The following is a 24535-nucleotide window of genomic DNA, read 5'->3' as shown; positions in this document are numbered from 1 at the left end:
CCGCCACTCCGTCACGTTGTGCACCGCCACGCCGTGCCTATGTAACGAACACGTATCGGCTAAGTAAATAACACATGTAGAAAAGCCGAAGAACTTTGTGTACAAATTAAGAAACCTCAAGTTTCTATCAGGAGGCATGGCATGAAGAAGAACACGCGAGTCGTCGGCAGCGCGATGGCCGCTCTGGCAATGAGCATTGGGTTAGCAGTCCCGCCGGCGGCGCTGGCGCAGGAAGACCCGAGCTCCCTCTCAGAGCTGAGTTCGTTGAGCTCGGGCAGCTCTGCGGTCGACGGCTTGAGCTCGACCAGCTCTGAACTGGACGGCTCGAGCGCCGCCGACACCGGGGCGGTGATGGATGACGTCGAAGAGCCAGATCCCGTCTACCGCAGTGGTCTCCCTAACGTGACTCCGCAGGGTGAACCGGGAACCGTGCTCGCTGAGGTGCCGCTCGACCAACGCGTGGGATTAGACAGCGCATCGGAGCAGTACCGCATTGCGTACACCACCGTGAACCAGCACGACCAACCTGCAGTGAGTACTGGCGCTGTCTTCTTGCCGGAGGGTGAGAAGCCGGAGGGCGGCTGGCCCGTGCTGGCCTGGGCGCACGGGACGGTCGGCTTGGCTGATGAGTGTGCGCCGTCGATCAACCCTCTCTCCCAGGTTGAAGCAGATTACCTTAACACCTTCCTGGACGAGGGCTACGCGATTGTCGCTTCTGATTACGTGGGGCTGGATTCTCCCGGCTTCCACAGCTACCTCAACGGAAAGGTCGCAGCAGAGAACGTTGTTGACTCCGTTGCTGCCGCGCACAACATGGAGATCCCGCAAGACAGTGAGCCCGTGTTCGCCGACAAATGGTCGGTGATCGGGCAGTCCCAAGGAGGCGGTGTTTCTCTCCATGTTGCTCGCCAAGCTACGGGGCTGAGTGAGGACATGGGGCTCGACTATCGCGGTGCAGTGGCAACGGGTGCACCGGCGTACGTCGAAAACCTCATGGTGGCTGCCGGACCTACCTTCCCGCGCACACCGCAGACCGGAATCTCGGCAACCTACTCGCTGTACATTCTCGCTGCTGTGCAAGAGGCTAACCCGGATGTCGACTTCGACTCCGCTTTGACCGACGAAGGCCGTCGCATGATTGCGGAATCCAAGAAGAGCTGTCTCTTCGAGGTCGCTGAAGCCATGAACGGTGTGAGCCTGGCGAAGGCATTCAACAAACCGCTGCGCGAGGTACCGGGCGCGGACGCCGCGATCCGTGACTTCCTGACCACCCCGGTGAGCGGCTACGACAAGCCGGTCTTCTTGGGCCACGGTCTGTGGGATTGGGACGTGCCCACCCCGATCGGGATGGTGCTCAACTCGGAGATCTGGGCCCGCCAGTTCATCGGCAACCCGCGCAACAACCGCGTGGTGGTCCGCTGGTACCCAGCCGACCACGTGGACACCATGCTCATTTCCACCAGGGATTCCGTGCCGTTCCTGGCCGGTATCATGAGCTAAACCCCAGTTGAAAGCTCACAGACTAGCCCGGGCTGAGCTCAGCCCGGGCTATACTTGTAGCTCGGGATGGATGTCTTTGTCCATGAGGACACGCTCGCGCCAGAACCCTGCCATGGCAAGGAGGAAGGCCGCCACTCCCACGAAGGCTAAGACGCCGAGGGCTTGTTCCAAACGTGGGTCGCCGGCGGAGGAGCCGAAGAGGGTGTGGCGCATCAGGTCCACTGAGAAGCGCATCGGGTCCCAGGAGTGGACCCACTGGATGAAGTCGGGCTGGACTTCTGGGGGGTAGACACCGTTGGAAGCGACAAGCTGCAAGGTCATCAGCACCATGGTCACCAGGCGGCCCACGTTAGGGCCGAAAAGGGCGTTGATGGCGATGATCGAGGTGACAAACACCATTGAGATGAAGCACAGCGCGCCGAGCATCTGGCCCGGGTGCACCGGGTCAATATCGAGCAGGAAGACCTGGACGAGCCATAGGATCAGCGCCTGAATCAAACCGATCCCCACGGCCGGGATCCAAGTGCCCATGACCACGCGCGCCGGGTTTGTACCGGAGTCGATCGCACGGCGGGAGATCGGGTTGAAGATCATGAACATGATCAGGCCGCCGAACCACAGCGACAGCGACAGGAAGAACGGGGACAGACCCTGACCGAAGGTAGTCAAGGTGTCACCCGTCTCGTTGAGGCGGACAGGGGAGGAGGCCACGGATGAGGCGTCCTCCAGCTTGGAGCCTTCAAAGCGGGGGACTTGCTCGGCGCCTTCGGTGATCTTCAGGGCGAGTTCGCCGGAGCCGTCGTCAAGCTGAATGAGGCCTTCGTTGAGGGCTTCGACGCCGACGACGAGTTGGCGGGTGCCGTCGACAAGCATCGGGGTCTTCTCGGCTGCCGAGTCGACACCGACGACCAGCGTCTCGGTGCCATCGGTCAGTTCCCCGGTGCCCGTGACGAGCTTGCCGGAGCCGTCGTGCAGCAGCTTCAGCGCAGCGGAGAGGGTCTCCGCGCCATCGGCGGCCGTGTTGATGCCCTGCACGTACTCCGCAGCGGGGTCGTTGAGCTGGGTGGACAGCTCGCGGGCGCCGTCGCGAAGCTGCCGCAGCTTGCTGATCGTCTCCGGATCCAGCGCGGTATCGACCATCTGCTGCGTCTCCGGATCAACGGTGATGCCGGCCGCCGCCTGCGCCTCACGGGCCTTGTCGACCAGGTCGCGCGCTGCCGGTCCGCCGACGTTTTCTAGGTCGTCGATCGCTTGGTCCAGCGCCTCATTGATCTTCCTGTTGGCCTCCTGCAGCTGTGCGAGCTGGTCGCCGACACCGGTGACCTCATCCACACCTGCGGACACAGCGGCAGCACCGGCACCCAGCGCGTTGGTCGCCGTGCGCAGTTTGTCCATGCCGTCCGCGAGCTCGTCGGCGCCGTCCGAAGCTTCCCCGAGGCCTTCGTTGAGCTTCTTGGCGCCGTCGTCCAGCTTGTTGGCACCGTCGTCAAGCTTGTGCGCGCCATCGACGAGTTCCGGAAGCTTTTCGACGGCAGTATCAACCCCATCCTCAAGCTTGTGCACCCCGTCCTCAAGCTTCTGGGAGCCATCCTTCGCTTCACCGGCACCCTCGTGCAGTTGACCGGCACCCTCAGAAGCTTGGTCCATGCCTTCGCCGATGGTGTTGAAGCCCATGAACAATGTGTTGGTGATTTGCTCGCCGACGGTGCTACTGATCACCGCCGTCATCACACGCGCCACCTGGTTACCCAGCATGGTGGGGATGAAGCCGTTGGTGTTGTTCAGCGTGACATTCATCTTCGCCGGGTGCGGCTCGTCAGAGTTCACGGACACTGCGGCCTCAGAGAAGTCCTCCGGGATCTCCACACCCAGGTAATAGGTGCCGTCCGCGATGCCCTGCTGTGCTTCCTCCGCGCTGACCTCGACGAAGTTCATCGGCTCGACCTTGAGCAACTCTTCTGTCACCTGGTCGCCGGCGCGCATTTCCTCCCCGTCAGGGCCTACAGCGCCCTTGTCCGAGTTGACCAGCGCCACCGGGATCTTGTCCAAGTTGCCCAACGGGTCGAAGTACGACCAGACGAAAATACCACCGAACAGCAGCGGTAGAACCGTAATGGCCAGCAACGCCAGCGGCGGCAAGACGCCATTGAGCAGCTTGCGGAAGTGGGTGCCCACATGAAGTCCGGAAATCATGCGCTGGCCTCCTCGGTCTGATCGGTGTGTTCGGTGTGTTCGGTCTGTTCGGTTTCAAGTTCGGGTTCGGACGGGTTGCCCGAGCGCAGATCTATGACGTGGTCCGCGTGATTGCCCGGGTCCTCGTTCACGGTGCTCACGACAACCGGTAGGTGGCGGGAGAGCGTGAGAAGGTCGTCGAGAAGCTCCTGGCGCAGCTCTGCACTGCGGATCTGATCGATGTCGTCCACGACGATCGCCACGGCGTTCTTGCGGGCGACCAGCGCGAGAAGAACGCGCAGTCGGAAGCGGTCCTGGACGGTCAGATCACCGACGTCGAGAGACGGGTCAAGGTCTGTCAGGCGCAACGGCTCCAGCCACGGCTTGACCAAGTCGTGGCTGAGAATGTCCTTCGGCACGAACTTGAAGAACGGTTGCGCCCAGGCGACCTGCTCGCGAATCACCTCGCGGGTGTCCACCTGGCGCTCCAAGCTGTCCAGCAGCGTGGTTCCGGCGAGCGCGACCTTCTTGAAGCGCTGGCGGGGTTTCGAGGCGTCGCCAACATGCACGTCACCGCTCTTCTGGCTGAAGCGGCCGGCGAGCGTCATGCACAGCGTGGTCGCGCCGACTTCGCGCTCAGTGATCAGGAGGGTCAGGCCGTCGTAGGTGTCGAACGTCAGCGGATCATCGCCTTTACGCAAAACAAGATCCCGCACGTTGAAGATGGGTTCCATTGGGTGCCCCCTCGGCTAAGTGGAGGATAGACTATCGGAAATTCATGCTGTATCATTCCGCACTACAAGACTGTAGTCAAGGCGGGGACGATGAGATCTGACGCAAAAGCACGGCGCGAAAAAATCATTGACGCGGCATGCGACCTGCTGCGCACCCGCCCCGAATCCACCGTCACCCTCGAGGCCATCGCTGCCCGCGCCGGGGTCGGCATTGCCACTCTCTACCGCAACTTTCCCACCCGGGCGGACCTCGACGCCGCGTGCGGGCTGCGGTTGTTGACGAACGTGGGGGAGTTCATCGACGAAGCACTCTCACGCTTTGCCGACGACCCCCAGGCCCACTGGGACACCTTTGTGTGGCAGCTTCTCGATTACGGTGCCGGCCCCCTCGTCGCCGCTATCGCCCATGACCGGTGGCAGCACCATCCGGAACTGTCCGCCGAACGGGCGGCCACCATGGAGGCCTTCCAAGGTGTGCTGGACAAGGCGGCGCCAGCCGGGCTGGTGCCTGCCGGGCTCACGCCGCTCGAGTTCGCCGCCGAGATGTTCGTGGTCACACGGCCTCTCGACGGCGAGATGGTGGCAGTTGACGCAGACGTGCAGCGCCGCCTTGTTGGCCGGTTGCTCACGGCCTGGAGGAACGCGGGGTAACTACCGCCGTTACTGGTTGCCGCGGGGGTTGGTGGCGTTGCGCTGATCGTCGTCAAGCGTGTCCAGCGTGGACAGCTGCTCATCGATGGAGGACAGAAGCTCCTCATCGCGCTCCGCCGGCTCCTCCGACAGCGGGCCGTGAGCCGAGTGAGCGCCAGCGGCCTTGTTCTCGACGCGGTTGCCGCTGCCGATCTTGTCGGCTGTCTCACCCTGCGCTTGGGTGCGCTGGCTCGTGGTGGTCGAGTACACGTGGGTCACAGAGCCGTCCGAATTGGTGTGCTCGTCCGTCTTCTTCACCGGACGGTGGTCCTTGCGTGGCGCCTGCTTCGGCTCCTCGCGCAGGAAGAAGTACCAGACAGCGCCACCGATCGCGGCCAGGAGAGCAAGCACGCCGGTCGCTGCGCCGATGCCCTTCGCCTGCTTCTTGCGCTTGTTCTTCTTGGCGGTCTTCTCCGCGTTCTTCAACACTCGCTTGCCCAGCTGGTCCGAGTCGAACTGGGCGCGGCGGCGGTCCAGGCGGGCGTGCGCGGCGCGGGTGATGTCACCGGCTTCGCGGCGGGCCTCGCTGAAGCGGGACTCGTCAATGATGTCGTCGATGTTGTCAATGTCCTTGAGGTCGTCTGCGTCAACACCGCGGCTCGGGTTGGCCAGAACGCGCACTGCTTCGTAGACGTTGCGCTTCTCAGCCTGGTTCAGGTCGCGGTACTGGCCGTAAAAGTGGTTGGCCACCTTCATGGCCAGACGGATATTGCGAAGGTTCATGGTGTAGGTCACCTTTCGGAGAGTTAACTTTGCCCTCCACAGTAGGTATGTCTGCGGGTTCTCGCCGTCTATAGAGTTTTAGTATCGCCTTTTGCGCGTTCTCCGGCCCTATTTCGGCCCGTTTTCGGCCTAGAAGGCGATAGTAAAATTCTATTCCGCCCGGCCCCGGGCGATCTGGACCGCTCGGTCCATTTCCGCACCGCTCAACCGCCCGGGAAGCCGAATTAAATTCACGCAGGGAACCCCCTCAACCAGCACGAACACCCCGCCCCGCCCGCTGACCTTTTGATCGCCCCGCAGCCCGGGGGTTACATTCACACACAGTTTTCCAAGTGCTGAGCCCAGCCAGTTCAACGCCCCGCTAAAGCGGAAACGTTGAACAGATAAACCTAAACCGACTAGGACGAAAGGACTCCTTCGTTGTCTGAAGGACATTTTTCGTCGAGGCTGTCGGCGTCTGCGCCCTTGGATCCCCTCGATGAAGCACTGGAACAGCCGGCTCGCACTCCTGCGCGCACGGCTTTGAGTTTCGAGCTCATCCCTCCGCGCCATGATGCTGATGAGGCCAAACTGAAGGACCTCGTTTCGGGGCTGGCGGCCTACAAACCCGACTACATTGCTGTGACGAGTTCACGGCGTTCGGGCTGGCTAGAGGGCACGGCCGACTTCATTGCGCGCCTGACCGAGTCGACGAACTTGCCGACCATCGCTCACCTGGCCTGCACAGCGGGCACGGAAGAGGAACTGGCGGACTGGATCCGCCGCCTAATCGACTCTGGTGTGCGCGGATTCCTCGCCCTGCGCGGTGACCTCCCGGAGGGGGAGACCAGCCTGCCGGAGGGCTACCTGCAGTACGCGACGCAGCTGCTCACCCTCATCCAGGAGATCGAGGAGGAGAATGCGTACCGCCTCGCCGCGGGCAAGCTCGCCCTGTCGGTGGCGTGTTATCCCTCCGGCCACGCGGAGTCGCCGACGCCGGACCTCGACCTGGACGTTCTGCTGTCGAAGCAGCGCTTGGGCGCGGACTTCGCCATCACGCAGCTGTTCTTCGCCGCAGAGGATTACCTCCAGTTCGCGGAGCAGTCGCGCATGGCTGGCGTGCGCATCCCCCTCATCCCCGGCATCATGCCTATGACCAGCCTGAAGCGGGTCGAGCGCATGGGCGTGCTGTCGGGGATTGAGGTACCGCAGACCGTGGTTGACGCGCTGTCGTCGGCCAGCACGCCGGAGGAGGAGTATGAGGCGGGCATGCAGCTCACTGTTGAGCTCACGCAGAAGCTTCTCGACGCCGGCGTTGGCGGTCTGCACATCTACACCCACAACAACCTGGCGGTGACCGAGGACCTGTTGTCTAGGCTCGGCATTGAGAAACCAACCAACTAAGGAGATACTGTGACGAATTTCCCTAAGGCAACGATCGAGGGTTACCCCCGCATCGGTGCGAACCGCGAGCTCAAGCGCGCGCTGGAGTCCTACTGGGCCGGCCGCATTGACGCTGACACGTTCCGCACCACGACGCGCGCGCTGCGCATCGACACCTACAACCACCTGCGCGACCTCGGTCTGACCGAGGACTACGCCATCCCGGCGGATGTCGCGTACTACGACCAGGTGCTCGAGACCGGCCTGACCGTCGGCCTGATCGCTGGCGGCACCGACCTGGACGAGGAGTTCGCTCTCGCCCGCGGCAACGACACCCGTGTGCCGCTGGAGATGACCAAGTGGTTCGACACCAACTACCACTACCTCGTGCCTGAGGTTGAGGCTGGCCAGGACATCACCCCGGCTCCGGAGCGCATTGTCCGCCTGGTTGAGGAAGCCGGCGAGGCTGGCCACGCTGTCCGCCCGGCACTCGTCGGCCCGATCACCCTGCTCGCGCTGGCCAAGCCGGTCGAGTGGTCGCTGCTGGACAAGCTTGTCGACGCTTACGCACAGGTCTTCGCCGCCCTCAAGGAAGCCGGCGCTGAGTGGGTCCAGGTTGCAGAGCCCGCACTGGTCGCCGACCTGTCCACCCCGGATGCTGAGCTGGCGAAGTACGCGCAGTCCGCTTGGTCCCGTCTTTTGGACGCTGAACAGCGTCCAAATGTGTACATCACCACCCCGTACGGCTCGCTGCGCGAGGGCCTGAACGCCCTGGCATCGGTGAAGCCGGAGGCTCTCCACGTCGACCTGTCCCCGTGGACCCTTGACGCTGACCCGGACTACCCGCAGCGTGTCGCTGCAGCCGTCCAGGATGGCACCACCCTCGTTGCCGGCCTCATCGACGGCCGCAACGTCTGGGCCGCTAACCTACGCGAAAAGGTCGAGGTCCTGGGCAAGCTCGGCACCGCCGACGCACCGCACGTGTCCACCTCCACCTCCCTGCAGCACGTGCCGCACACCCTGAACGCCGAGAAGAACATCCCAGTCGAGGTCGCACCGTGGCTCTCGTTTGCCGACGAGAAGATCGAAGAGATCACAGCTCTCGTTGCCGGCGAGGGCAACGCACCGGAGGCGTTCGGCCGTTCTGACCGGGCTGTCCGCACGCGTGCAGAGTCCACTCGTATTCACAACGCGGACGTCGTCAAGCGTGTTGAGGACCTGCCGACCGGCGAGGTCCAGCGCCAGCCGCTGTTCGCCGAGCGCAAGGAAGCACAGAAGGAGCTCGGCCTGCCGGCGCTGCCGACCACCACGATCGGTTCCTTCCCGCAGACCAAGGAGATCCGTGAGGCACGTGCGGCGCACCGAAACGGTGAGCTGAACGATGAGCAGTACACCGAGGCTCTGAAGCAGGAAGTCAAGCAGGTCATCGAGCTCCAAGAGCGCCTGGGCCTGGACGTCCTGGTCCACGGCGAGCCGGAGCGCAACGACATGGTGCAGTACTTCGCTGAGCTTCTCGACGGCTTCGTGGTCACCGAGAACGGCTGGGTCCAGTCCTACGGCTCCCGCTGCACCCGTCCGCCGATCGTTGTCGGCGACGTCTCCCGCCCGGAGGCCATGACCACCGAGTGGTCCGCCTTCGCGCAGTCCCTGTCCGACCACCCGGTCAAGGGCATGCTCACCGGCCCGGTGACCATCCTGGCCTGGTCCTTCAAGCGTGACGACGTGCCGCTGTCCGTCTCCGCCGACCAGATCGGCGTCGCTCTCGCCGACGAGGTCGCCGACCTGGAGAAGGCCGGCATCAACGTCATCCAGATCGACGAGCCCGCCCTGCGCGAGCTGCTGCCGCTGCGTGCCGACGACCGCCCGGCCTACCTCGACTGGGCCGTCCGCGCCTTCCGCCTCGTCGCCCTGGAGGCGCAGCCGACCACGCAGATCCACACCCACCTCTGCTACTCCGAGTTCGGCCAGATCATCGATGCCGTCGCCGGCCTGGATGCCGACGTCACCTCCATCGAGGCCGCACGCTCCAAGATGGAGCTGCTCGAGGACATCGACGAGACCTTCCATGCCGAGATCGGCCCGGGTGTCTACGACATCCACTCCCCGCGCATCCCGTCCAAGGAAGAGATGGTCGAGCTCATCAAGGCCGCCCTGGAGAACGTTCCGACCGACCGCCTCTGGGTCAACCCGGACTGCGGCCTGAAGACGCGCGGCTACGCCGAGGTCGAACCGGCCCTGGCCAACATGGTCGCCGCCCGCGACGAGGTCGTCGGAGGCCTCTAAGACTCGAAGGTCCCAGGCCCCTAAGGTCCGAGCCCCTGAGCCTCCGAGGCTTACAACCACTTTCAAACGGCTAACCCCGGGAACCGTGTACATGGTTTCCCGGGGTTTCCGTCGTTTTGGAGAAGGGGCTCCAGGCCCCGGCCGTGCGCTCCAGTGGACCCGCGTGGATCTCGATTACATCCACACCACTGACCGCCGGTAAAACCCCAGGTCAGATTTAGTGGCTGCGGTAACTAGGTAATCGAGATCCACGAGTCCACGGGCCACCACCACGGGCCCCTACGCGAACGCGCCGATGCCGGTCATCTTCTGGCCGAGGATCAGGGTGTGCATCTCGTCGGTGCTGAATATGTAACGAAACCTACGCAGTGCATTGCTCTATTTGTGCAGATTGGGTAGTATTTTAATCAATCGAGACCCCCTCCAAGCTTCTCATCGGAACAGCGCAATATGAGAGGGGGGCTTGTTATTCTTAGCACTGTGAACAGGCGGAAAGACTACCTGTCGGTCCAAGAGCAGGTCGAGAAAATCAAGGATCGAGGACTTAGCATCCCATCCGAGAAAGCCGTCGCTCGTTTCCTGGAACGGAATAACTACTACCGTTTCTCTGGCTATATGCGCTATTTCCAAAAGGACTTGGCGCATGGTGAAGATGAATTCATTGCTGGTGCTACGTGGGATGAAATCGTCGATCTGTACGAATTGGATGCACGCTTGAGGTCTCTCCTGCTCGACGGGATCCAACTCGCTGAGATTTCTACTCGAACCGCGTTCGCTCTGAGTGAGGGCGCGAAACATGGTCCGTACGAAAGCTTCCTTAGGTCCACGTCTTACAAGCTGCCTAAAGATCCTTCAGTGAAGCCGACGCACAAACTGATTGCTAGTGAGCTTCAACGATCGAAGGAGCCGTATATAAGTAAATACCGCAAAGATGCAGCTGGGAGGGGTCCTGCCTGGTTGAGAGACGTACCGGTGTGGGTGGCCGTTGAAACGTTCTCGTTGGGAACGCTTTCTAAGGCGATCACTTACAGGAATGACGCTGGTGCTGTGTATGGAGAAACTTGTTCTACCCTCGGGGTTGGTAAACCTTTTCTTGCCAGCCAGCTGCGTTCCTTCACCTTTGTGAGGAATAAGTGTGCTCACTCATCACGCTTGTGGAATTGTTTCGTTCTTGACCAGCCGAAAGTGCCAACGAGTGCGAAGAACCGGGCCGAACGAACCTTAGGTGAACCCTATGAACCAAACTCCGTGATGGCGACAATCGTTGCCCTGGATAACTTCCTTTTCCGCACTGGCATGCGTGTGGGCTTCCTCGATGAGTATCTAGAACTTGCAGCTGGAAAGCCGGCTTTTCGTCGAGGGATATCCGATCCGCAGAATTCTTAAGGGCTCTTTTGATTCCTGAAGGATGGCCCCGGCCGTGCGCTCCAGTGGACCCGCGTGGATCTCGATTACATCCACACCACTGACCGCCGGTAAAACCCCAGGTCAGATTTAGTGGCTGCGGTAACTAGGTAATCGAGATCCACGAGTCCACGGGCCACCACCACGGGCCCCTACGCGAACGCGCCGATGCCGGTCATCTTCTGGCCGAGGATGAGGGTGTGCATCTCGTCGGTGCCCTCGTAAGTGCGCACGGATTCGAGGTTGGCGGCGTGGCGGATGGGGGAGTAGTCGTGGGTCACGCCGTTGCCGCCGAGAATGGTGCGGGCCTCGCGGGCGATCTCGATGGCGGTGCGGGTGTTCTGGAGCTTGGCCACGGAGATCTGGGAGATGTCCAGGGTGCCGGCGTCTTTCTGGCGGCCGATGTGCAGAGCCAGCAGGTAGCCCTGGTTCAGCCCAACGGCCATGTCGACGAGCTTTTTCTGGGTGAGCTGGAAACCGGCGAGCGGTTTGCCGAACTGGGTGCGCTCCTTGGCGTAAGCGAGGGCGCATTCGATGGAGTCGCGGGCGGCGCCGAGCACACCCCAGCCGATGCCGTAGCGGGCCTCGTTAAGACACATGAACGGGGCTTTGAGGCCGAAGCGGCCCGAGAGGATCTTGTCTTCGCCGACAAGAGCGTCCTTCATATAGATGTGTGCCTGGGTGGAAACACGCATGGACAGTTTCTTGTCGATCTGCTGGGGGTCGAAGCCCGGGGTGTCCTTCTCCACGATGAAGCCGGCGATGGTCTCGTCGCGGCCCTCCGGAAACCCGTCGAGACCAGCGGCTTCGAGGTCGGCGGTGGACACCTTGGCCCAGATGATGGTCAGGTCGGCGTAGTGGGACAGGCCGATCCAGCGTTTCTCGCCGTTGAGCACCCAGCCTTCACCGGGCTTGTAGGTGGCGCGGGTGGTCATGGAGGCGGGGTCGGAACCGGCGGTGGGCTCTGTCAGGCCGAAGGCGCCGAGAAGCTCGCCGGCAGCCATTTTGGGCAGGTATTTCTCCTTCTGCTCCTCGGTGCCGTTGAGGTGGATCGAGGTCATAGCCAGCGAACCGAGCACGGAGAAGATGGTGCGCAGGCCGGAGTCAGCTGCTTCGACCTCGAGCATGGCCAGGCCGTAGTCCACGGCGGAGCGGCCGGGGCAGCCGTAGCCGGACAGGTGTGCGCCGATCATGCCTTTTTCAGCGAAGCGGGGGATGAGTTCGAAGGGCACGTGGGCGTCTTCGTACCACTGGCCGACGTGGGGTTTGATCTCGCTTTCGACGAAGGAACGGATATCGTCGCGCCATTCGATTTCATCGCGGGAGAGCAGGCTGTCGAAGTTGATGAGGTCGGTGGCGAGGGGAGATGCGGAGGTCATGAGGTTCCTTTCGGAAGTTGAAGAGGCTGAAGAGATGGAAGCGGTTATTTGGCAGGAGTTTGGGCGATCCACTCGAGGACGTCGCCGCGATCTTCGTCGAGGCCGGGGGCGGCCTTGGTGTAGGTGATGCCGCCGGAGCTCATGTCGAGGGGATTGGAGACGAAGGGGACGCGGTCGGTGCCGTCCTTAGTGGTGATTTCGACGACGGGCTCGAGCTCGAGGTCGTCGGCGAAGCCGATGGCTTCACGCACCGACAGGATGGGTGCGATGGGAAGGCCCTTGGCGCGGAACAGGTCGATCCATTCGTCGGCGTTCTTCGACGCGAGCAGTTCGGTGAGGATCGGGCGCAGTTCCTCGCGGTTGGCATTGCGCTGCTCGTTGGTGGCAAAGCGGGGATCGTCGGCAAGCTCGGGGGAGCCGAGGCCGTTGACAAGCGTTGCGAATTGCTTGTTGTTGCCGACGCAGATGACGAGCTCGCGGTCCTTGGCGGGGAAGGGGCCGTACGGGAAGATCGACGGGTGGTCGTTGCCCGTGCGGGTCATCTCGGCGTCGGAGGCGACGGCGGCGGATGTCATGTTGACCATGGACGACAGGGCCGCAGACAGGAGGTTGGTGCGGATCGTCTCCCCGCCGCCGCCGAATCGTTCGCGGCGCAAGAGCGATGCGAGGATGCCGACGGTGGTGTGCAGCCCGGTGAGGACGTCGATGAATGCGTAGCCTGCTTTTTGCGGCGGGCCGTCGGGCGAGCCCGTCATGGACATGAACCCGCTGGACGCTTGAATGAGCATGTCGTAGCCGGGAAGCTGCGCCCCAGCGCGCGAGCCGAAGCCCGTGATTTTCGCGTGAATGAGCTCCGGCCACCGTTTTCTCACGGTCTCTGGGTCGAGCCCGAATTTATCAAGGCTGCCGACACGGAAATTGTCGATCAGCACGTCCGCCCGGTCAATGATCGCGTACGCCGTGTCCAGGTCGTCCGGGTCCTTCAAATTGAGCTTGATGGAATTCTTGTTGCGGTTGATCGACAGGTAGTACGTGCCCACATCGCCGCGCTTCGGCGGCACCCACCCGCGGGTGTCGTCGCCATTCGGCCCCTCGACCTTGATCACGGTCGCGCCGAGGTCCGCGAGCAGCATCGTCGCATACGGCCCAGCGAGCACGCGCGAAAAATCCGCGACGACAATGCCTTTTAAGGGGCCGGCTTGTGGTTGCTGTAGCGCCATTTTCTTACGGTCTCCTTTTTAGTTTCGCTGTTCGCTTATCGACGACTCCAGGTCCTGCTCCAGCTCCCCAATGAACTCGTGGTCTTCGATATTGGATTTGCGGGCGGATTCCTCGAGCTTCTTCCTGTCCGCCGCGGGGAGAGCATCCGCGCTGCCGTGGCGGCGGAACAGGCGCCGTGCCTCGCGGCGCAGGGAAATCTCCTTGCGCAGGTCGTGGCGGTGCGTCCACCAGGCCCAGCCGATGATGACCATGATGAGGATCCCCATGTAGCCGAGGATGGGGTAGACCCAGCCGATGAGGTTGCTGAAGCCGATGAAACTGAGAACGAAGCCGACAAGCGCGGTGACGACGTAGACGGGGTAGAAGCGCTTCGGGTTATTGCGTGAAATGCGCTTGCCGAAGGCGTAGAACATGCCGATCGCGGTGTTGTAGACCATGCCGTAGATGGCCACTGTCATGACCAGGCCGAGGATGGGGTGGATGTCAGTGACCATCGCCAGGGTGGGCATTTCCTGGTCCTTTACAGTGTCCACGCTCAAGTACAGCGCGGTGACCAGCATGGCCAGCAGGAAAAGGAAGCACGCGCCGCCGGCGAGGCCGCCGAGGCCCGCTTCGCGGGGGTCGAAGAGACTGCCGCCGATCACGATCGCCATGGACACACCGACGATAACTTGCAGGCCGATGCTGTTGATCGCGGACACCCACCAATTCGGCAGTGTCGTCGGAACCTGGGTAGCCTGCTCGTGCAGGTTGGAGAAGTCCGGGTTGGCGTTGATGATCGCCCACACCGTGGCGATGCCGATCATGATGATGATCAGCGGGGTCAGCGCACCGATCGCCACCGTCACCTTCTCCACGTCCAACAGGCCGGTGAGCAGCACTAAGACCAGCATGATGGTTGCGCCGACCCATTCCGGCCACCCGAATTGCTGGTTCAGGTTGGCGCCCGCACCGGCGAACATGGAAAAACCGATGCAGAACAGGCAGACCAGGGTGGCGGCGTCGAGGATCTTGGACACGATCGGACCGGAGATCTCGTCGAACACGCTCGTGTGCTCGGTGGCGCGGTGGTAGCTGCCTAGCTGCAGCATGGCGAAGCCAGTTAGCGCCAGTGCCAGCGCCGTAATGATCGCGCCGAGCACACCCCAGTTGCCGAAGGCCACAAAATACTGCAATGTCTCACGGCCGGAAGCGAAGCTGGCGCCGACGAGCACGCCGACAAATGCCATCGCGATATTGAACACTCTCAGTCCCATGAAAGAACCTTTCTCTATGCGGGAGTTGCTGGGGGGATCCGGCCGTTTAGAAGCCGATATAGCGGATGTCCAGGCATTCCTCGATTCCCTCGGTCCCGCCTTCGCGGCCGAAACCGGATTGCTTGATGCCGCCGAACGGGGCGGCGATGTCGGTGATCATGCCGCGGTTGATTCCCACCATCCCGGCGGCGAGTTCTTTGGCGAAGCGCTTGCAGGTGTGCGTGTTCTCGGAAAACGCGTAGGCCGCGAGACCGAATTCGGTGTCGTTGGCCTTCTCGATCGCCTCGTCGAGCGTGCTGAACGTGGTCACTGTCGCGACCGGCCCGAAGATTTCCTCGCGCAAAATCCGCGCCCCGTCGGGGATGCCGCTGAGCACGGTGGGCGGGTAGAAGAAGCCCTTCCGGTCCGGGACCTCACCGCCGCGGTGGACGGTGGCACCGGCTTCGACGGTCTCGGTGACCAGGTCGTGGATGCCGTCGCGTTGGGCGGCGGTGATCATGGGGCCGAGGGTGGTGCCGTCGTCAAGCCCGTTGCCCATGACGACCTTGTCCATCTTCTTGCTGAGTCGTTCTGCGAAGTCCGCGGCGATCGATTCGTGCACGATAAAGCGGTTGGCAGCGACGCACACCTCGCCGCCGTTGCGCAGTTTCGCCTGCATGGCGCAGTTCAGCGCGAGGTCCATATCGGCATCCTCCGCGACGACGAACGGGGCGTTGCCGCCGAGCTCCATCGACGCGCGCTGCAGGTGCTGCGACGACTGTTTCACGAGGATCTTGCCCACCTTCGTCGAGCCGGTGAATGTGATCTTCCGCAGGCGTTCATCCGCCATCAGGGTGTCCGACAGCTCGCTCGACGTCGTGCTGGGGAGGACGTGGATGAGGTCGCGCGGGGCGTCGAAACGCTCCAGCACGTCCCACATGACCTGGCCGAGCAGCAGCATCGATAGCGGAGTCTCCCTGGCGGGCTTGACCAGCACCGGGCAGCCGGCCGCAAGCGCGGGCGCGATCTTGCGGGCACCCATCGCGAGCGGGAAATTCCACGGCGTGATCGCTAGGACCGGACCCACCGGCGCGCGCGAGACGACGATGTCCCCGGCACCGGACGGCGACTGGGCGTAACGGCCGGGAATTCGCACCGCTTCCTCGCCGAACCAGCGGAAATAGTCCGCCGTATTCGCCGTTTCCCCGCGCGCCTCCGCGAGAGGCTTGCCCATCTCGATCGTCATCGTGCGCGCGAAATCATCCTCGCGCGCAAGGATTTCCTCGTAGATTGCGTGCAGGATATCGGCGCGCTGGCGCGGGGTGAATGCGCTGAACTTCTCTTGCGCATCTACGGCGCGGGTCAACGCGTCGAGCCAATCATCCGCACGCGTATCCGCGACCTCTGCCACCCCTTCCTCCGTCGCCGGGTTCACCACCGTGAACGATTCGCGCTGAGCAGACGTGTCGGCGCGCGGATCCAGTGGCAGGTTATCCGGCAGCTGCTGATCGGTGGTCAGTGTCATGTCGGTCAACTCCTTGGGTGTGTGCGTGGTGCGGTGCTTAGAAGGTGTTCTTGACGGCGGCAACGAGGATTTCTAGGCCCTCGACGAGCAGAGTCTCCGGGATGACCAGCGGCGGGAGAAGGCGGATCACGTTGCCGTCTGTGCCGCAGGTGAGCGTCACAACGCCCTGCTCCTTGCATGTGTTGGCGGCGGCGGTTGCGCGTTCGCCGGTGTCCAACTCGAGGGCGATCATGGCGCCGCGGCCACGGACTTCGCGCACTTTCTCTTTATCCACGAGTGGTTCGAGGTGCGCCCGGATCAGCGACTCGATCTCTTTCGCCCGGCTCCGCAGGTCGTTGTCCTCGATTTCTTCGAAGACTGCCAGCGCTGCGGCGCAGGCCAGTGGATTTCCGGCGTAGGTGCCGCCGAGCGCGCCGGGTCCGGGCGCGTCCATGATCTCCGCGCGGCCGGTCACAGCAGACAAAGGCAGGCCACCTGCGATCGCCTTGGCTGTGGTGATCAGGTCGGGTTCGATTCCTTCGTTGTCACAGGCGAACATGTCGCCTGTGCGCGCCAGGCCAGCTTGGACTTCGTCGGCGACGAAGACGACGTTGTTCTCACGGCACCAGGATACGATCGCTGGTAGGAACCCTTTCGCTGGTTCGACGAATCCGCCCTCGCCTTGGATCGGTTCAAGCACCACGCAGGAGAGGTTGTCCGCGCCGATCTGCGTTTCGAGCACGCGGATCGTTCGCTCCGCCGCCTGTTCGCCCGTCAGCCCGTCGTGCAGTGGGTACGACGCGGGCACGCGGTGGACATCCGAGGCGAACGGCCCGAAACCATCCTTGTACGGCTTATTCTTCGCTGTCATGGCCAGCGTGAAGTTCGTGCGCCCGTGGTAGGCGTTATCGAAGGCGGCCACCGCGTATTTCCCGGTGTGGGCGCGGGCGATCTTCACCGCGTTCTCCACTGCTTCCGCACCGGTGTTGAACAGCGCGGTCTTCTTCGGGAAATCGCCCGGCGTGAGCTCATTAAGCTTCTCGCAGACAGCCACGAATCCTTCGTAACCGGTGACGAGGAAGCAGGTGTGGCTGAATTTCTGCGCGGCGTCTGCGACCGCCGCAGACACCCGGGGATTGGAGACACCGACCGAGGTCACCGCGATGCCGGAGGCGAAGTCGATGAGGGAGTTACCGTCGGCGTCGATAAGCACGCCCCCGTCCCCGTCGATGATGTAGCGCGGCAGGCCCGGCGCCATTGCACGAGCGACGGCTTCTTCCCGGCGTTCATTCAAGCGCGCGTTCTCCCCGTCAGTTGGAGCGCTGGTGACGCGGCGTTCCTGGGGTAGGCGGTAGGTGAGGTCCTGCATGATCACTCCTTCAAAACCGGTAACTATTTGTTGACAAAACAGTATGGAGCGAAGAAGGTGACCCGCGTCATGTACAGTGTGGCGAAATAGAGACGTGAGTTTATACAGAACGGAGACTATGAGTTGTTTCCCTTCACATTTCTCGTCGATAGCCAACACCTCGGCTTGACCGAGATTGTCGCGCCGCCGAAGCCCTCTTTCACCGTCGTGCAAATCAACGAGCTGGAAACCCCGGGGTCTTTCATCCAGCAGGAAGCATTCGTGCTCACCGTTGGCGCTGCATTCCGTGACAACTCCGATGGCCTGCGCGGACATGTCGAGCATCTCGCGGAGCAGGGCACCGTGGCGGTCGGCTTCGGCATCAGCACCGTCTTCGGACGCATCCCAGATGCCGTCGTGGACGCCGCGCGGGAGAACAACGTGGGCCTGTTCGAAGTGTCGCGGCCCGTGCCGTTCGCCCGGATTTTGAGCGCCGTCCATGAAGAGCAGCACCGCCGCTCCACCGCCGAACAGGAAAAGCGCGCTTACCTGCACCAGCAACTGCTCCACTCCCAGGAGAAGCTCACGCAGACCGCCACCGCGGGCGACGTCAAAGCCCTCACGCGCGATGCCGCCACCACCCTCGAGGCCCGTGTGACCATCAAAGACCCCAACGGCCTTCTGATCGCCGAGCAAGTCTCGCGGGCCTTCAACGCGATGAAAAAGACCTACTCGAGCTCCTACCGCATCAGCTCGTCCGCCACCGACGGTCGGCCGTACACGGTCGATGTGACCTCCACACGCACGCTCACAGACCAAGACCGGTCTCTCATCCGCCACTACGCCGGCCTAGCAGCCACCCTTTTATCGCGCCCGGCTCACCTGCGGCGGATCCATAACCAGCTCAATTCCTTCGCGCTGCGCATCCGCCTCGGCATCACGGATGAGGGGGAGCTCTATTCCGGTGCCGTTGACACTCCAGTCGACCGGGAAGGCTTCACCCGGCCGATCGTCATCGCGGCGCAATCGCCCCGCGGGATGCAGGCGGTGGTGGAGCGGCTGGACAGGGAGACGTCGAAAAGCGATCGGCTACTACATGTCCTCGAGGTCGATGAAACGACCTTCCTGATGGTGGTGCGCCCCGATGTGACCGTGCGCGATGTGCTCGGCACCCTCGGTGAGCACCGCGGCCGCGTGCGCATCGCTGCAGGTGGACCGGTGCTGCTTGCCCGGCTGACGCTGGACCACGTGAATCAGCTCGTCTCCAGAGCGCGGACTCTGCGGCCTGGCGATGTGGCTCGCGCCAATGATTCGGGGCTTCCGTGGCTGCGCGACCCCACCGTCGCCTACGCGCTCGCGGCCAGACGCGAAGAGATTTTCGGCCGGCTGATCAGCTTTGATGCCGCCTACGGGACAGATTACGAGACCACCCTCGCCGTTTTTCTTCGTCACGGTGCGCGGCTGGGCGAGGCCGCCGAGGCTCTGGGTGTGCACCGCCATACCGTGCGGACCCGGATGGCCAAGATCGAGAAACTGTGCGAGATCGACCTACATAACCCCGCCCACTTCAGCGAGGCCTACCTGGCCATGACTGCGTTCGAGGGCGGGGCGGGGTGAGGGGGTGCTGGGATGGTGGGTGCTGAGGCGCTGGTGGATCTAGCTCCTGGAATCTAGATCCACTAGACCCTCGACTCTTTAGCTATGACTACCTCTCTACGCCCGCGCGCGACGGGCGAGCGTGTTGCCCACAGACTGGATGGCCTGGACGATGATGATCAGGAGCACCACCGTCGTGAGCATCGCGATCGAGTCGAACTGCTGGTAGCCGTACGAGATAGCAAGGTCGCCGACGCCGCCGCCGCCGATCGTGCCGGCCATCGCCGTGGCGGAGATCAGGCCGATCGTTGCCGTGGTGACGGCGAGAATGATGGACGACTTCGCCTCTGGCAGGAGGAAGTATCTGATGGTCTGGAAGAGGCTGGCGCCCATGGAATCGGCAGCCTCGGTGATGCCGGGGTTGACCTCCAGCAGGGACTGCTCGATGAGGCGGGCGATGAACGGGGCGATGTACAAGGTCAGCGGGACGAGCGCCGCGGTGGTGCCGATGGCGGTTCCCGCGATCACGCGGGTGAACGGAGAAATAGCCACCAGCAGGATAATGAACGGCAGCGAACGGATGATGTTCACGACCACATTGAGAACGCCGTAGACAACCTTGTTGGGCTTCAAACCGCCCGGCCGGGTGATCACGAAGGCGAGCGCCAGCGGGATGCCCAACAATGCGCCGAGGAACAGAGAAATGCCGACCATGTAGAGGGTCTCGCCGAAGGAGTCGAGGTACATCTCCGGAGTGACGCGGGAGCCAGTGGTGTCGCGCCACCACGTATTGAGCTGATTCATGCTGTTACATCTCGCTATTCTTCACCAGTGCGCGGGAGAGAGCCTCACGCGCGGTGGCATCGAGTTCGGGCGGGATTACGGTGTCCACGAATTTCTGGGTCAGTTCGTGCTGCGGGTCCGCGAAGACCTGTGCCACTGGGCCGGATTCCACAAGACGGCCCTCGGAGAGCACCGCCACGTTGTCGGCCAAGCGGGCAATCACGTCGATCTGGTGGGTGATGATCAAAATCGTCACTCCGAGTTCCTCGTTGATATTGCGGAGCAGGTCGAGGATCTGGGAGGTGGTGATGGGGTCGAGGGCGGATGTGGGCTCGTCGCAAAGCAGCATTGTGGGCTCCGTGACAAGCGCGCGGGCGATGCCCACGCGCTGACGCTGACCGCCGGAGAGCTGCCGCGGCTTGTGCTGGGCGCGGTCGGTGAGGCCGACCAGCTCAAGCACCTCAGCAGTGCGGCTTTCGATCTCACTCTTCGGTGTCTTGGTCAGCTTCAACGGGGTGGCCACATTCTCCGCGACCGTTTTCGTTTCCAGGAGGTTGACGCTTTGGAAGACCATGGCGACTTTCCGGCGGAGCTCACGCAGCTCGGACGTGCTCAAGGAAGCCGGCTGCTGTCCGTTCACGGTGACGGCGCCGGAACTCGGGGTTTCCAGTCCGTTCACCATCCGGATCAGCGTGGATTTGCCGGCACCCGAGGTGCCCACGACACCGGTGACACTGCCTTCGGGGACAGTGAAACTGATGTCGTCGAGGGCGGCGAAGGAGCTATCCCGCGTCGGGAACACCCTTCCGACATGGTCGAATACAACAGCGTCAGTCATGGAAGTCAGTTCGCTTACTTCAGAGAGTCGGGCAGGAACCAGTAATCGTTCTCGTTCTGGGAGTCGAAGAACTCCTTGAACTCGTCGGAACGGTACGCCTCAGCGACAGCATTCGCCCACGGAGCGTCCTTCTTGTCCTCGGTAGTGACCGCGACGAGGATCAGCTCAGGGCGCAGTTCCTCCTGGAAGACCTGCAGGTTTGGGTCGAGCTTGGCGGAGTAGCTCATCGAGCCCGGGATGACGGCCCAGTCGAGATCCGGGAGGGAGCGCGACAGGTTCGCGGAGTCCATCGGCTTGATTTCGAGGTTGTGCGGGTTCTCATCGATGTCCGACTCTGCGAGCAACGTCTCGTCGGCGTCGTCGCGGAGGGTGATCCAGCCTGCGTCGACAAGCACGTGGAGTGCGCGGGACTTATTCGAGCCATCGAGCGGGATGCCGACCGTCTGGCCGTCAGCGACCTCGTCCAGGGACTTGTGCTTCTCCGAGTACAGGCCCGCCGGCACCGTCGGAACTTCGGTGATGGAGGTGAGGTTTGCGCCCTTTTCCTCGTTGAACACGTTCATCCACGCGGTGTGCTGCTCGACGTTGAGGTCGGCGGAGCCCTCCGCGAGAGCGGTGTCGGCCTGGGTGAGGTCGGTGAAGTTCTGGACGTCGACCGTGTAGCCCTCTTCCTCCAGGATGGGTGCGACACCGTCCTGGAAGAGCTCAGAGTACGGGCCCGGGGAGGTTGCGACGCGAATGGTCTTGTCGTCGCCCGCATCGGTGCTCTCGCTGGAGCCGCATGCGGTGAGGCCAAGAACGAGGGAGCCAGCTGCCACGGCGGCAGCGATCTTCTTGAACATTCTGGGGTCCTTTCACGTTTCTAAAAGTGCTGTAGCTGAATGCTAATACTAAACCGTACGGTATGCCTAAACAAGACAGATCTGTCTAGCTTGGTGCTGGCACGGATGTCCGCCCCGACGCGTATCCTGGTTCGCATGACTCAGAAGACTCAGACCATCACCTTCCACACGAACCACGGCGACATCGTTGCTGACCTGTTTGGCAACCACGCGCCGAAGACCGTTCAGACCATCACCGGCCTGGCGGACGGTTCCCAGGATTACTCCACGAAGAACGCCTCCGGTACCACGGACGGCCCGTTCTACGACGGCGCAATCTTCCACCGCATCATCCCGGGCTTCATGATCCAGGGCGGCGATCCGACCGGCACCGGCACCGGCGGCCCGGGCTTTCAGTTCGCCGACGAGTTCCACCCGGAGCTTTCCTTCGACCGCCCGTACCTGCTGGCCATGGCTAACGCTGGCCCGGGCACCAACGGCTCCCAGTTCTTCATCACCGTTGCCCCGACCCCGCACCTGACCAACCGCCACACCATCTTCGGTGAGGTCACTGATCCGGCGTCCCAGAAGGTCGTCGACGAGATCTCCAACGTGCAGACCGGCCGCATGGACCGCCCGGTGTCCGACGTAGTCATCGAGTCCGTCACCGTCGCCTAGGTGCGTAAACTCCTTCACGGCGCCCCCGCCACAGCAGTCATTGCGTTGCTGTGCGCGGGGGTTTTCGCGGTTGCCGCGTTTGACGCGCGGTCGCTTAGCGACGTCATCTGGACCTCACGCCTCGGCCAGACCTTCGTCCTCTACGGGCCCCTGGTCGTTGATACCCCCTTTGGATACCTTCGCGCCCTGACGTCGGGGTTCCTGCACGTCGACATCTCCCACCTGGTGGTCAACCTGTTTGTACTCGTGTTCATCGGACCGGTGGTGGAGCGGTTTGTGGGCACCGGCCCATACGTAGCGGCGTACTTGGCCTGCATCCTCGGCGGGTCAGCCGCCGTGTTGTTCTTCGGCTTCGCCCAGCCGACCGCTGGCGCGTCCGGCGCGCTCTACGGCTTGATGGCCATCCTGGTGGCTATCGCCGCCCGCAACCGAGCTGACCTGCGCGCCCCACTCGTCCTCGTCGCTGGCAACCTCGTGTTCACCCTGGTCATGCCCGGTGTGAGCCTATGGGGTCACCTGGGCGGAATGGTCACTGGGGCGCTCATCGCTGTGCCGCTCACCGCGCGCGAAACGCGGGCCCAGTGGTGGGGTGTTTCCGCCGCATTGGCAATCACCGCCATGGCCATCGCAGCACCTGTCTTGGCGTGAAAGGCCTGATCAAGCCGGGCGTGAAGAAAATCATGGCGAACATTCGCTAACGCTCATACAGTGGCTGACATGCCAACAAAGTTCCGCGTACAAAATCCGAAAACCAATGAAATTGTCGAGAGCTTCGACTTCATCACCGACGACGAACTAGAGCAGGCACTGACCACTGCGAACGACACGTTCAAGGAGTGGCGCGAGAAGAGCTTCGAAGAGCGCGCCGACGTGCTGCGGAAGGTCGCATCGCTTTTCGACGAGAAGCGCGCCGAGCTGTGCAACATCATCGCAGAAGAAATGGGCAAGTCCGTTTTTGAGGGCGACGGCGAGGTCGACGATGTCGTCGACATCTTCAACTACTACGCCGACAACGGTGCACAGTTCGGCGCTGACGAGGAGATTCCGAACAACCAGGGCGGCACCTCCATCATCCGCAAGGTCCCGCTCGGGATCATCGTGGGCATCATGCCCTGGAACTTCCCCTACTACCAGGTCGCACGCTTCGCAGCGCCGGTGCTCATGGCCGGCAACGTTGTGATGGTCAAGCACGCCGAAATCTGCCCGCGCTCCGCAGCGGCCATTGAGAAGATCTTCGACGAGGCTGGTGCCCCGAAGGGCCTGTACACGAACGTGTACGCACAGCACTCCCAGATCTCCACCATGATCGAGGATGACCGCGTGCAGGGCGTGTCCCTGACGGGTTCCGAGACCGCTGGCCGTGCCATCGCATCGCAGGCAGGCCAGGCACTGAAGAAGTGCGTGCTCGAGCTCGGCGGCACCGACGCATACCTGGTGCTGGACTCCTCCGACGTGAAGGCCGCAGCTGAAACGGCGTGGCAGAAGCGCGTCGGCAACGTCGGCCAGGCATGCACGGCGAACAAGCGCATGATCGTCATGGAGGACATCTACGACGAGTTCGTGCAGGCCCTGGTGGACCTGGCATCGTCCTACACCGAAGGTGACCCGCTGAACCCGGGCGAGGGCAACGAGTACTACCCGCTGTCCTCCCGCGACGCTGCAGAGATGCTTTCCCAGCAGCTGCGTGTTGCCGTTGACGAAGGTGCGAACCTGCGTCTCGGCGGTGAGGTCACCGGCGAGGGTGCCTACATCACCCCGGCCGTGATCACCGACATTCCCGTCGGCAGCGACTCCTACTACGAGGAGTTCTTCGGCCCGGTCGCCGAGGTGTACAAGGCCACGTCCGAGGAGGAAGCGATCGAGCTGGCCAATGACTCCCGCTACGGCCTCGGCGGCGCAGTGATGTCCGAGGATGAGGAGCGTGCGAAGAAGGTGGCGGCGAAGATCGACACCGGCATGATCCACGTGAACATCCCGCAGGCCCGTGGTGCTGAGCTGCCGTTCGGCGGTGTGAAGGCATCCGGTCTGGGCCGTGAGCTCGGGCCGCTGGGCATGGATGAGTTCGTGAACAAGCAGCGCTACTACATCGCCGGCTCCGACTCCGCAGTCTAAGGCGGGTTTCAGCACTCCGTTTAGCTCGCTAGCCCCGGTCGTCATCGTGACGGCCGGGGCTAGTTTTTTGTGCCCTGTGATGTGCTGCCGCCGAGTTATCCACAGGGTGTGGAAGATCCTGTGCATAAGCCACTTCCGTACCACTTTGCACA

The 24535-nt window shown here is 62.8% G+C and carries 19 protein-coding genes and 1 pseudogene; 9 read left to right on the top strand and 11 right to left on the bottom strand.

All coding sequences use genetic code 11. The features are described 5' to 3' along the window. Positions 1-141: 141 nt before the first annotated feature. Positions 142-1500: a lipase family protein gene (locus tag HMPREF0291_RS02805; RefSeq protein ID WP_005287619.1), complete on the top strand. Its 1359-nt coding sequence runs from the start codon at positions 142-144 to the stop codon at positions 1498-1500. Between the two features lie 48 nt (positions 1501-1548). Here HMPREF0291_RS02805 and HMPREF0291_RS02800 read toward each other — a convergent pair whose 3' ends face one another. Together HMPREF0291_RS02800 and HMPREF0291_RS02795 are read right to left on the bottom strand one after the other, a co-directional pair. Next, complete coding sequence (locus HMPREF0291_RS02800) at positions 1549-3693, bottom strand: YhgE/Pip domain-containing protein (protein ID WP_005287617.1); 2145 nt, start codon at positions 3691-3693, stop codon at positions 1549-1551. Beyond that, complete coding sequence (locus HMPREF0291_RS02795; protein ID WP_005287614.1) at positions 3690-4406, bottom strand: P-loop NTPase family protein; 717 nt, start codon at positions 4404-4406, stop codon at positions 3690-3692. The genes HMPREF0291_RS02800 and HMPREF0291_RS02795 overlap by 4 nt, the downstream gene beginning before the upstream one ends. Positions 4407-4496: 90 nt before the next feature. On the opposite strand from HMPREF0291_RS02795, the gene HMPREF0291_RS02790 reads away from it, so the two are divergent. After that, positions 4497-5057: a TetR/AcrR family transcriptional regulator gene (locus HMPREF0291_RS02790; RefSeq protein ID WP_005287611.1), complete on the top strand. Its 561-nt coding sequence runs from the start codon at positions 4497-4499 to the stop codon at positions 5055-5057. A 9-nt stretch (positions 5058-5066) separates the two neighbouring features. Here the strand turns inward: HMPREF0291_RS02790 and HMPREF0291_RS02785 are convergent, their stop codons facing one another. Next, the gene (locus HMPREF0291_RS02785) at positions 5067-5819 is read right to left on the bottom strand and encodes a flagellar basal body-associated FliL family protein (protein WP_005287609.1); all 753 of its coding nucleotides are present in this window, start codon (positions 5817-5819) and stop codon (positions 5067-5069) included. A gap of 465 nt (positions 5820-6284) precedes the next feature. Here HMPREF0291_RS02785 and HMPREF0291_RS02780 point away from each other — a divergent pair, with 465 nt between their 5' ends. The 3 genes from HMPREF0291_RS02780 (at position 6285) to HMPREF0291_RS11475 (ending at position 10850) form a co-directional block, all read left to right on the top strand. Further along, positions 6285-7202: a methylenetetrahydrofolate reductase gene (locus tag HMPREF0291_RS02780; RefSeq protein WP_005287606.1), complete on the top strand. Its 918-nt coding sequence runs from the start codon at positions 6285-6287 to the stop codon at positions 7200-7202. A gap of 9 nt (positions 7203-7211) precedes the next feature. Next, positions 7212-9464 carry a 5-methyltetrahydropteroyltriglutamate--homocysteine S-methyltransferase gene (metE, locus tag HMPREF0291_RS02775; RefSeq protein ID WP_005287604.1) on the top strand — a complete coding sequence of 751 codons (2253 nt, stop codon included), beginning with the start codon at positions 7212-7214 and terminating at the stop codon, positions 9462-9464. A 480-nt stretch (positions 9465-9944) separates the two neighbouring features. After that, on the top strand, positions 9945-10850 hold the full coding sequence (locus HMPREF0291_RS11475) for an Abi family protein (RefSeq protein WP_005287603.1): 906 nt from the start codon (positions 9945-9947) through the stop codon (positions 10848-10850). 170 nt (positions 10851-11020) lie between these two features. On the opposite strand, the gene HMPREF0291_RS02765 is transcribed toward HMPREF0291_RS11475, so the two are convergent. Genes HMPREF0291_RS02765 through gabT form a run of 5 tightly spaced genes read right to left on the bottom strand, consistent with a single transcriptional unit; the run spans position 11021 to position 17576 of the window. Then, on the bottom strand, positions 11021-12247 hold the full coding sequence (locus HMPREF0291_RS02765; protein ID WP_005287600.1) for an acyl-CoA dehydrogenase family protein: 1227 nt from the start codon (positions 12245-12247) through the stop codon (positions 11021-11023). Between the two features lie 44 nt (positions 12248-12291). Next, complete coding sequence (locus HMPREF0291_RS02760; RefSeq protein WP_005287596.1) at positions 12292-13467, bottom strand: CaiB/BaiF CoA transferase family protein; 1176 nt, start codon at positions 13465-13467, stop codon at positions 12292-12294. 18 nt (positions 13468-13485) lie between these two features. Continuing rightward, positions 13486-14724, bottom strand: a complete 1239-nt coding sequence (locus tag HMPREF0291_RS02755) for a YkvI family membrane protein (RefSeq protein ID WP_005287593.1) — start codon at positions 14722-14724, stop codon at positions 13486-13488. Between the two features lie 46 nt (positions 14725-14770). Beyond that, a complete protein-coding gene (locus HMPREF0291_RS02750; RefSeq protein WP_005287589.1) occupies positions 14771-16228 on the bottom strand; it encodes an NAD-dependent succinate-semialdehyde dehydrogenase in 1458 nt (485 codons plus the stop codon). Positions 16229-16265: 37 nt separating this feature from the next. Next, on the bottom strand, positions 16266-17576 hold the full coding sequence (gabT, locus tag HMPREF0291_RS02745; protein WP_005287586.1) for a 4-aminobutyrate--2-oxoglutarate transaminase: 1311 nt from the start codon (positions 17574-17576) through the stop codon (positions 16266-16268). A 123-nt stretch (positions 17577-17699) separates the two neighbouring features. Between gabT and HMPREF0291_RS02740 the strand changes: the two genes are divergently transcribed. Continuing rightward, positions 17700-19172: a helix-turn-helix domain-containing protein gene (locus tag HMPREF0291_RS02740; RefSeq protein WP_005287585.1), complete on the top strand. Its 1473-nt coding sequence runs from the start codon at positions 17700-17702 to the stop codon at positions 19170-19172. A gap of 96 nt (positions 19173-19268) precedes the next feature. On the opposite strand, the gene HMPREF0291_RS02735 is transcribed toward HMPREF0291_RS02740, so the two are convergent. From HMPREF0291_RS02735 to HMPREF0291_RS02725, 3 genes and pseudogenes are all read right to left on the bottom strand, one after another. Then, positions 19269-19955 carry a methionine ABC transporter permease gene (locus HMPREF0291_RS02735; protein ID WP_005287582.1) on the bottom strand — a complete coding sequence of 229 codons (687 nt, stop codon included), beginning with the start codon at positions 19953-19955 and terminating at the stop codon, positions 19269-19271. Between the two features lie 70 nt (positions 19956-20025). After that, a pseudogene (locus HMPREF0291_RS02730) lies at positions 20026-20772 on the bottom strand (methionine ABC transporter ATP-binding protein); the annotation flags it as partial. 14 nt (positions 20773-20786) lie between these two features. Next, positions 20787-21614, bottom strand: coding sequence for a MetQ/NlpA family ABC transporter substrate-binding protein (locus tag HMPREF0291_RS02725; RefSeq protein ID WP_005287575.1), 828 nt, complete (start codon positions 21612-21614; stop codon positions 20787-20789). Between the two features lie 123 nt (positions 21615-21737). Here HMPREF0291_RS02725 and HMPREF0291_RS02720 point away from each other — a divergent pair, with 123 nt between their 5' ends. The 3 genes from HMPREF0291_RS02720 to HMPREF0291_RS02710 all read left to right on the top strand — a co-directional run bounded on the left by HMPREF0291_RS02720 (position 21738) and on the right by HMPREF0291_RS02710 (position 24383). Next, complete coding sequence (locus tag HMPREF0291_RS02720; protein WP_040424050.1) at positions 21738-22271, top strand: peptidylprolyl isomerase; 534 nt, start codon at positions 21738-21740, stop codon at positions 22269-22271. Continuing rightward, positions 22272-22919 carry a rhomboid family intramembrane serine protease gene (locus HMPREF0291_RS02715; RefSeq protein WP_005287568.1) on the top strand — a complete coding sequence of 216 codons (648 nt, stop codon included), beginning with the start codon at positions 22272-22274 and terminating at the stop codon, positions 22917-22919. It begins immediately after the preceding gene. 69 nt (positions 22920-22988) lie between these two features. Further along, entirely contained in the window at positions 22989-24383 is a 1395-nt protein-coding gene (locus tag HMPREF0291_RS02710) for an NAD-dependent succinate-semialdehyde dehydrogenase (RefSeq protein WP_040424047.1), read from the top strand. The last annotated feature ends 152 nt before the right edge of the window (positions 24384-24535 follow it).

The organism is Corynebacterium genitalium ATCC 33030 (genome assembly GCF_000143825.1).
Classification (GTDB): Bacteria; Actinomycetota; Actinomycetes; order Mycobacteriales; family Mycobacteriaceae; genus Corynebacterium; species Corynebacterium genitalium.
Note: the sequence above shows the minus strand (reverse complement) of the source record. Positions and strands in the feature narration are given on the sequence as shown.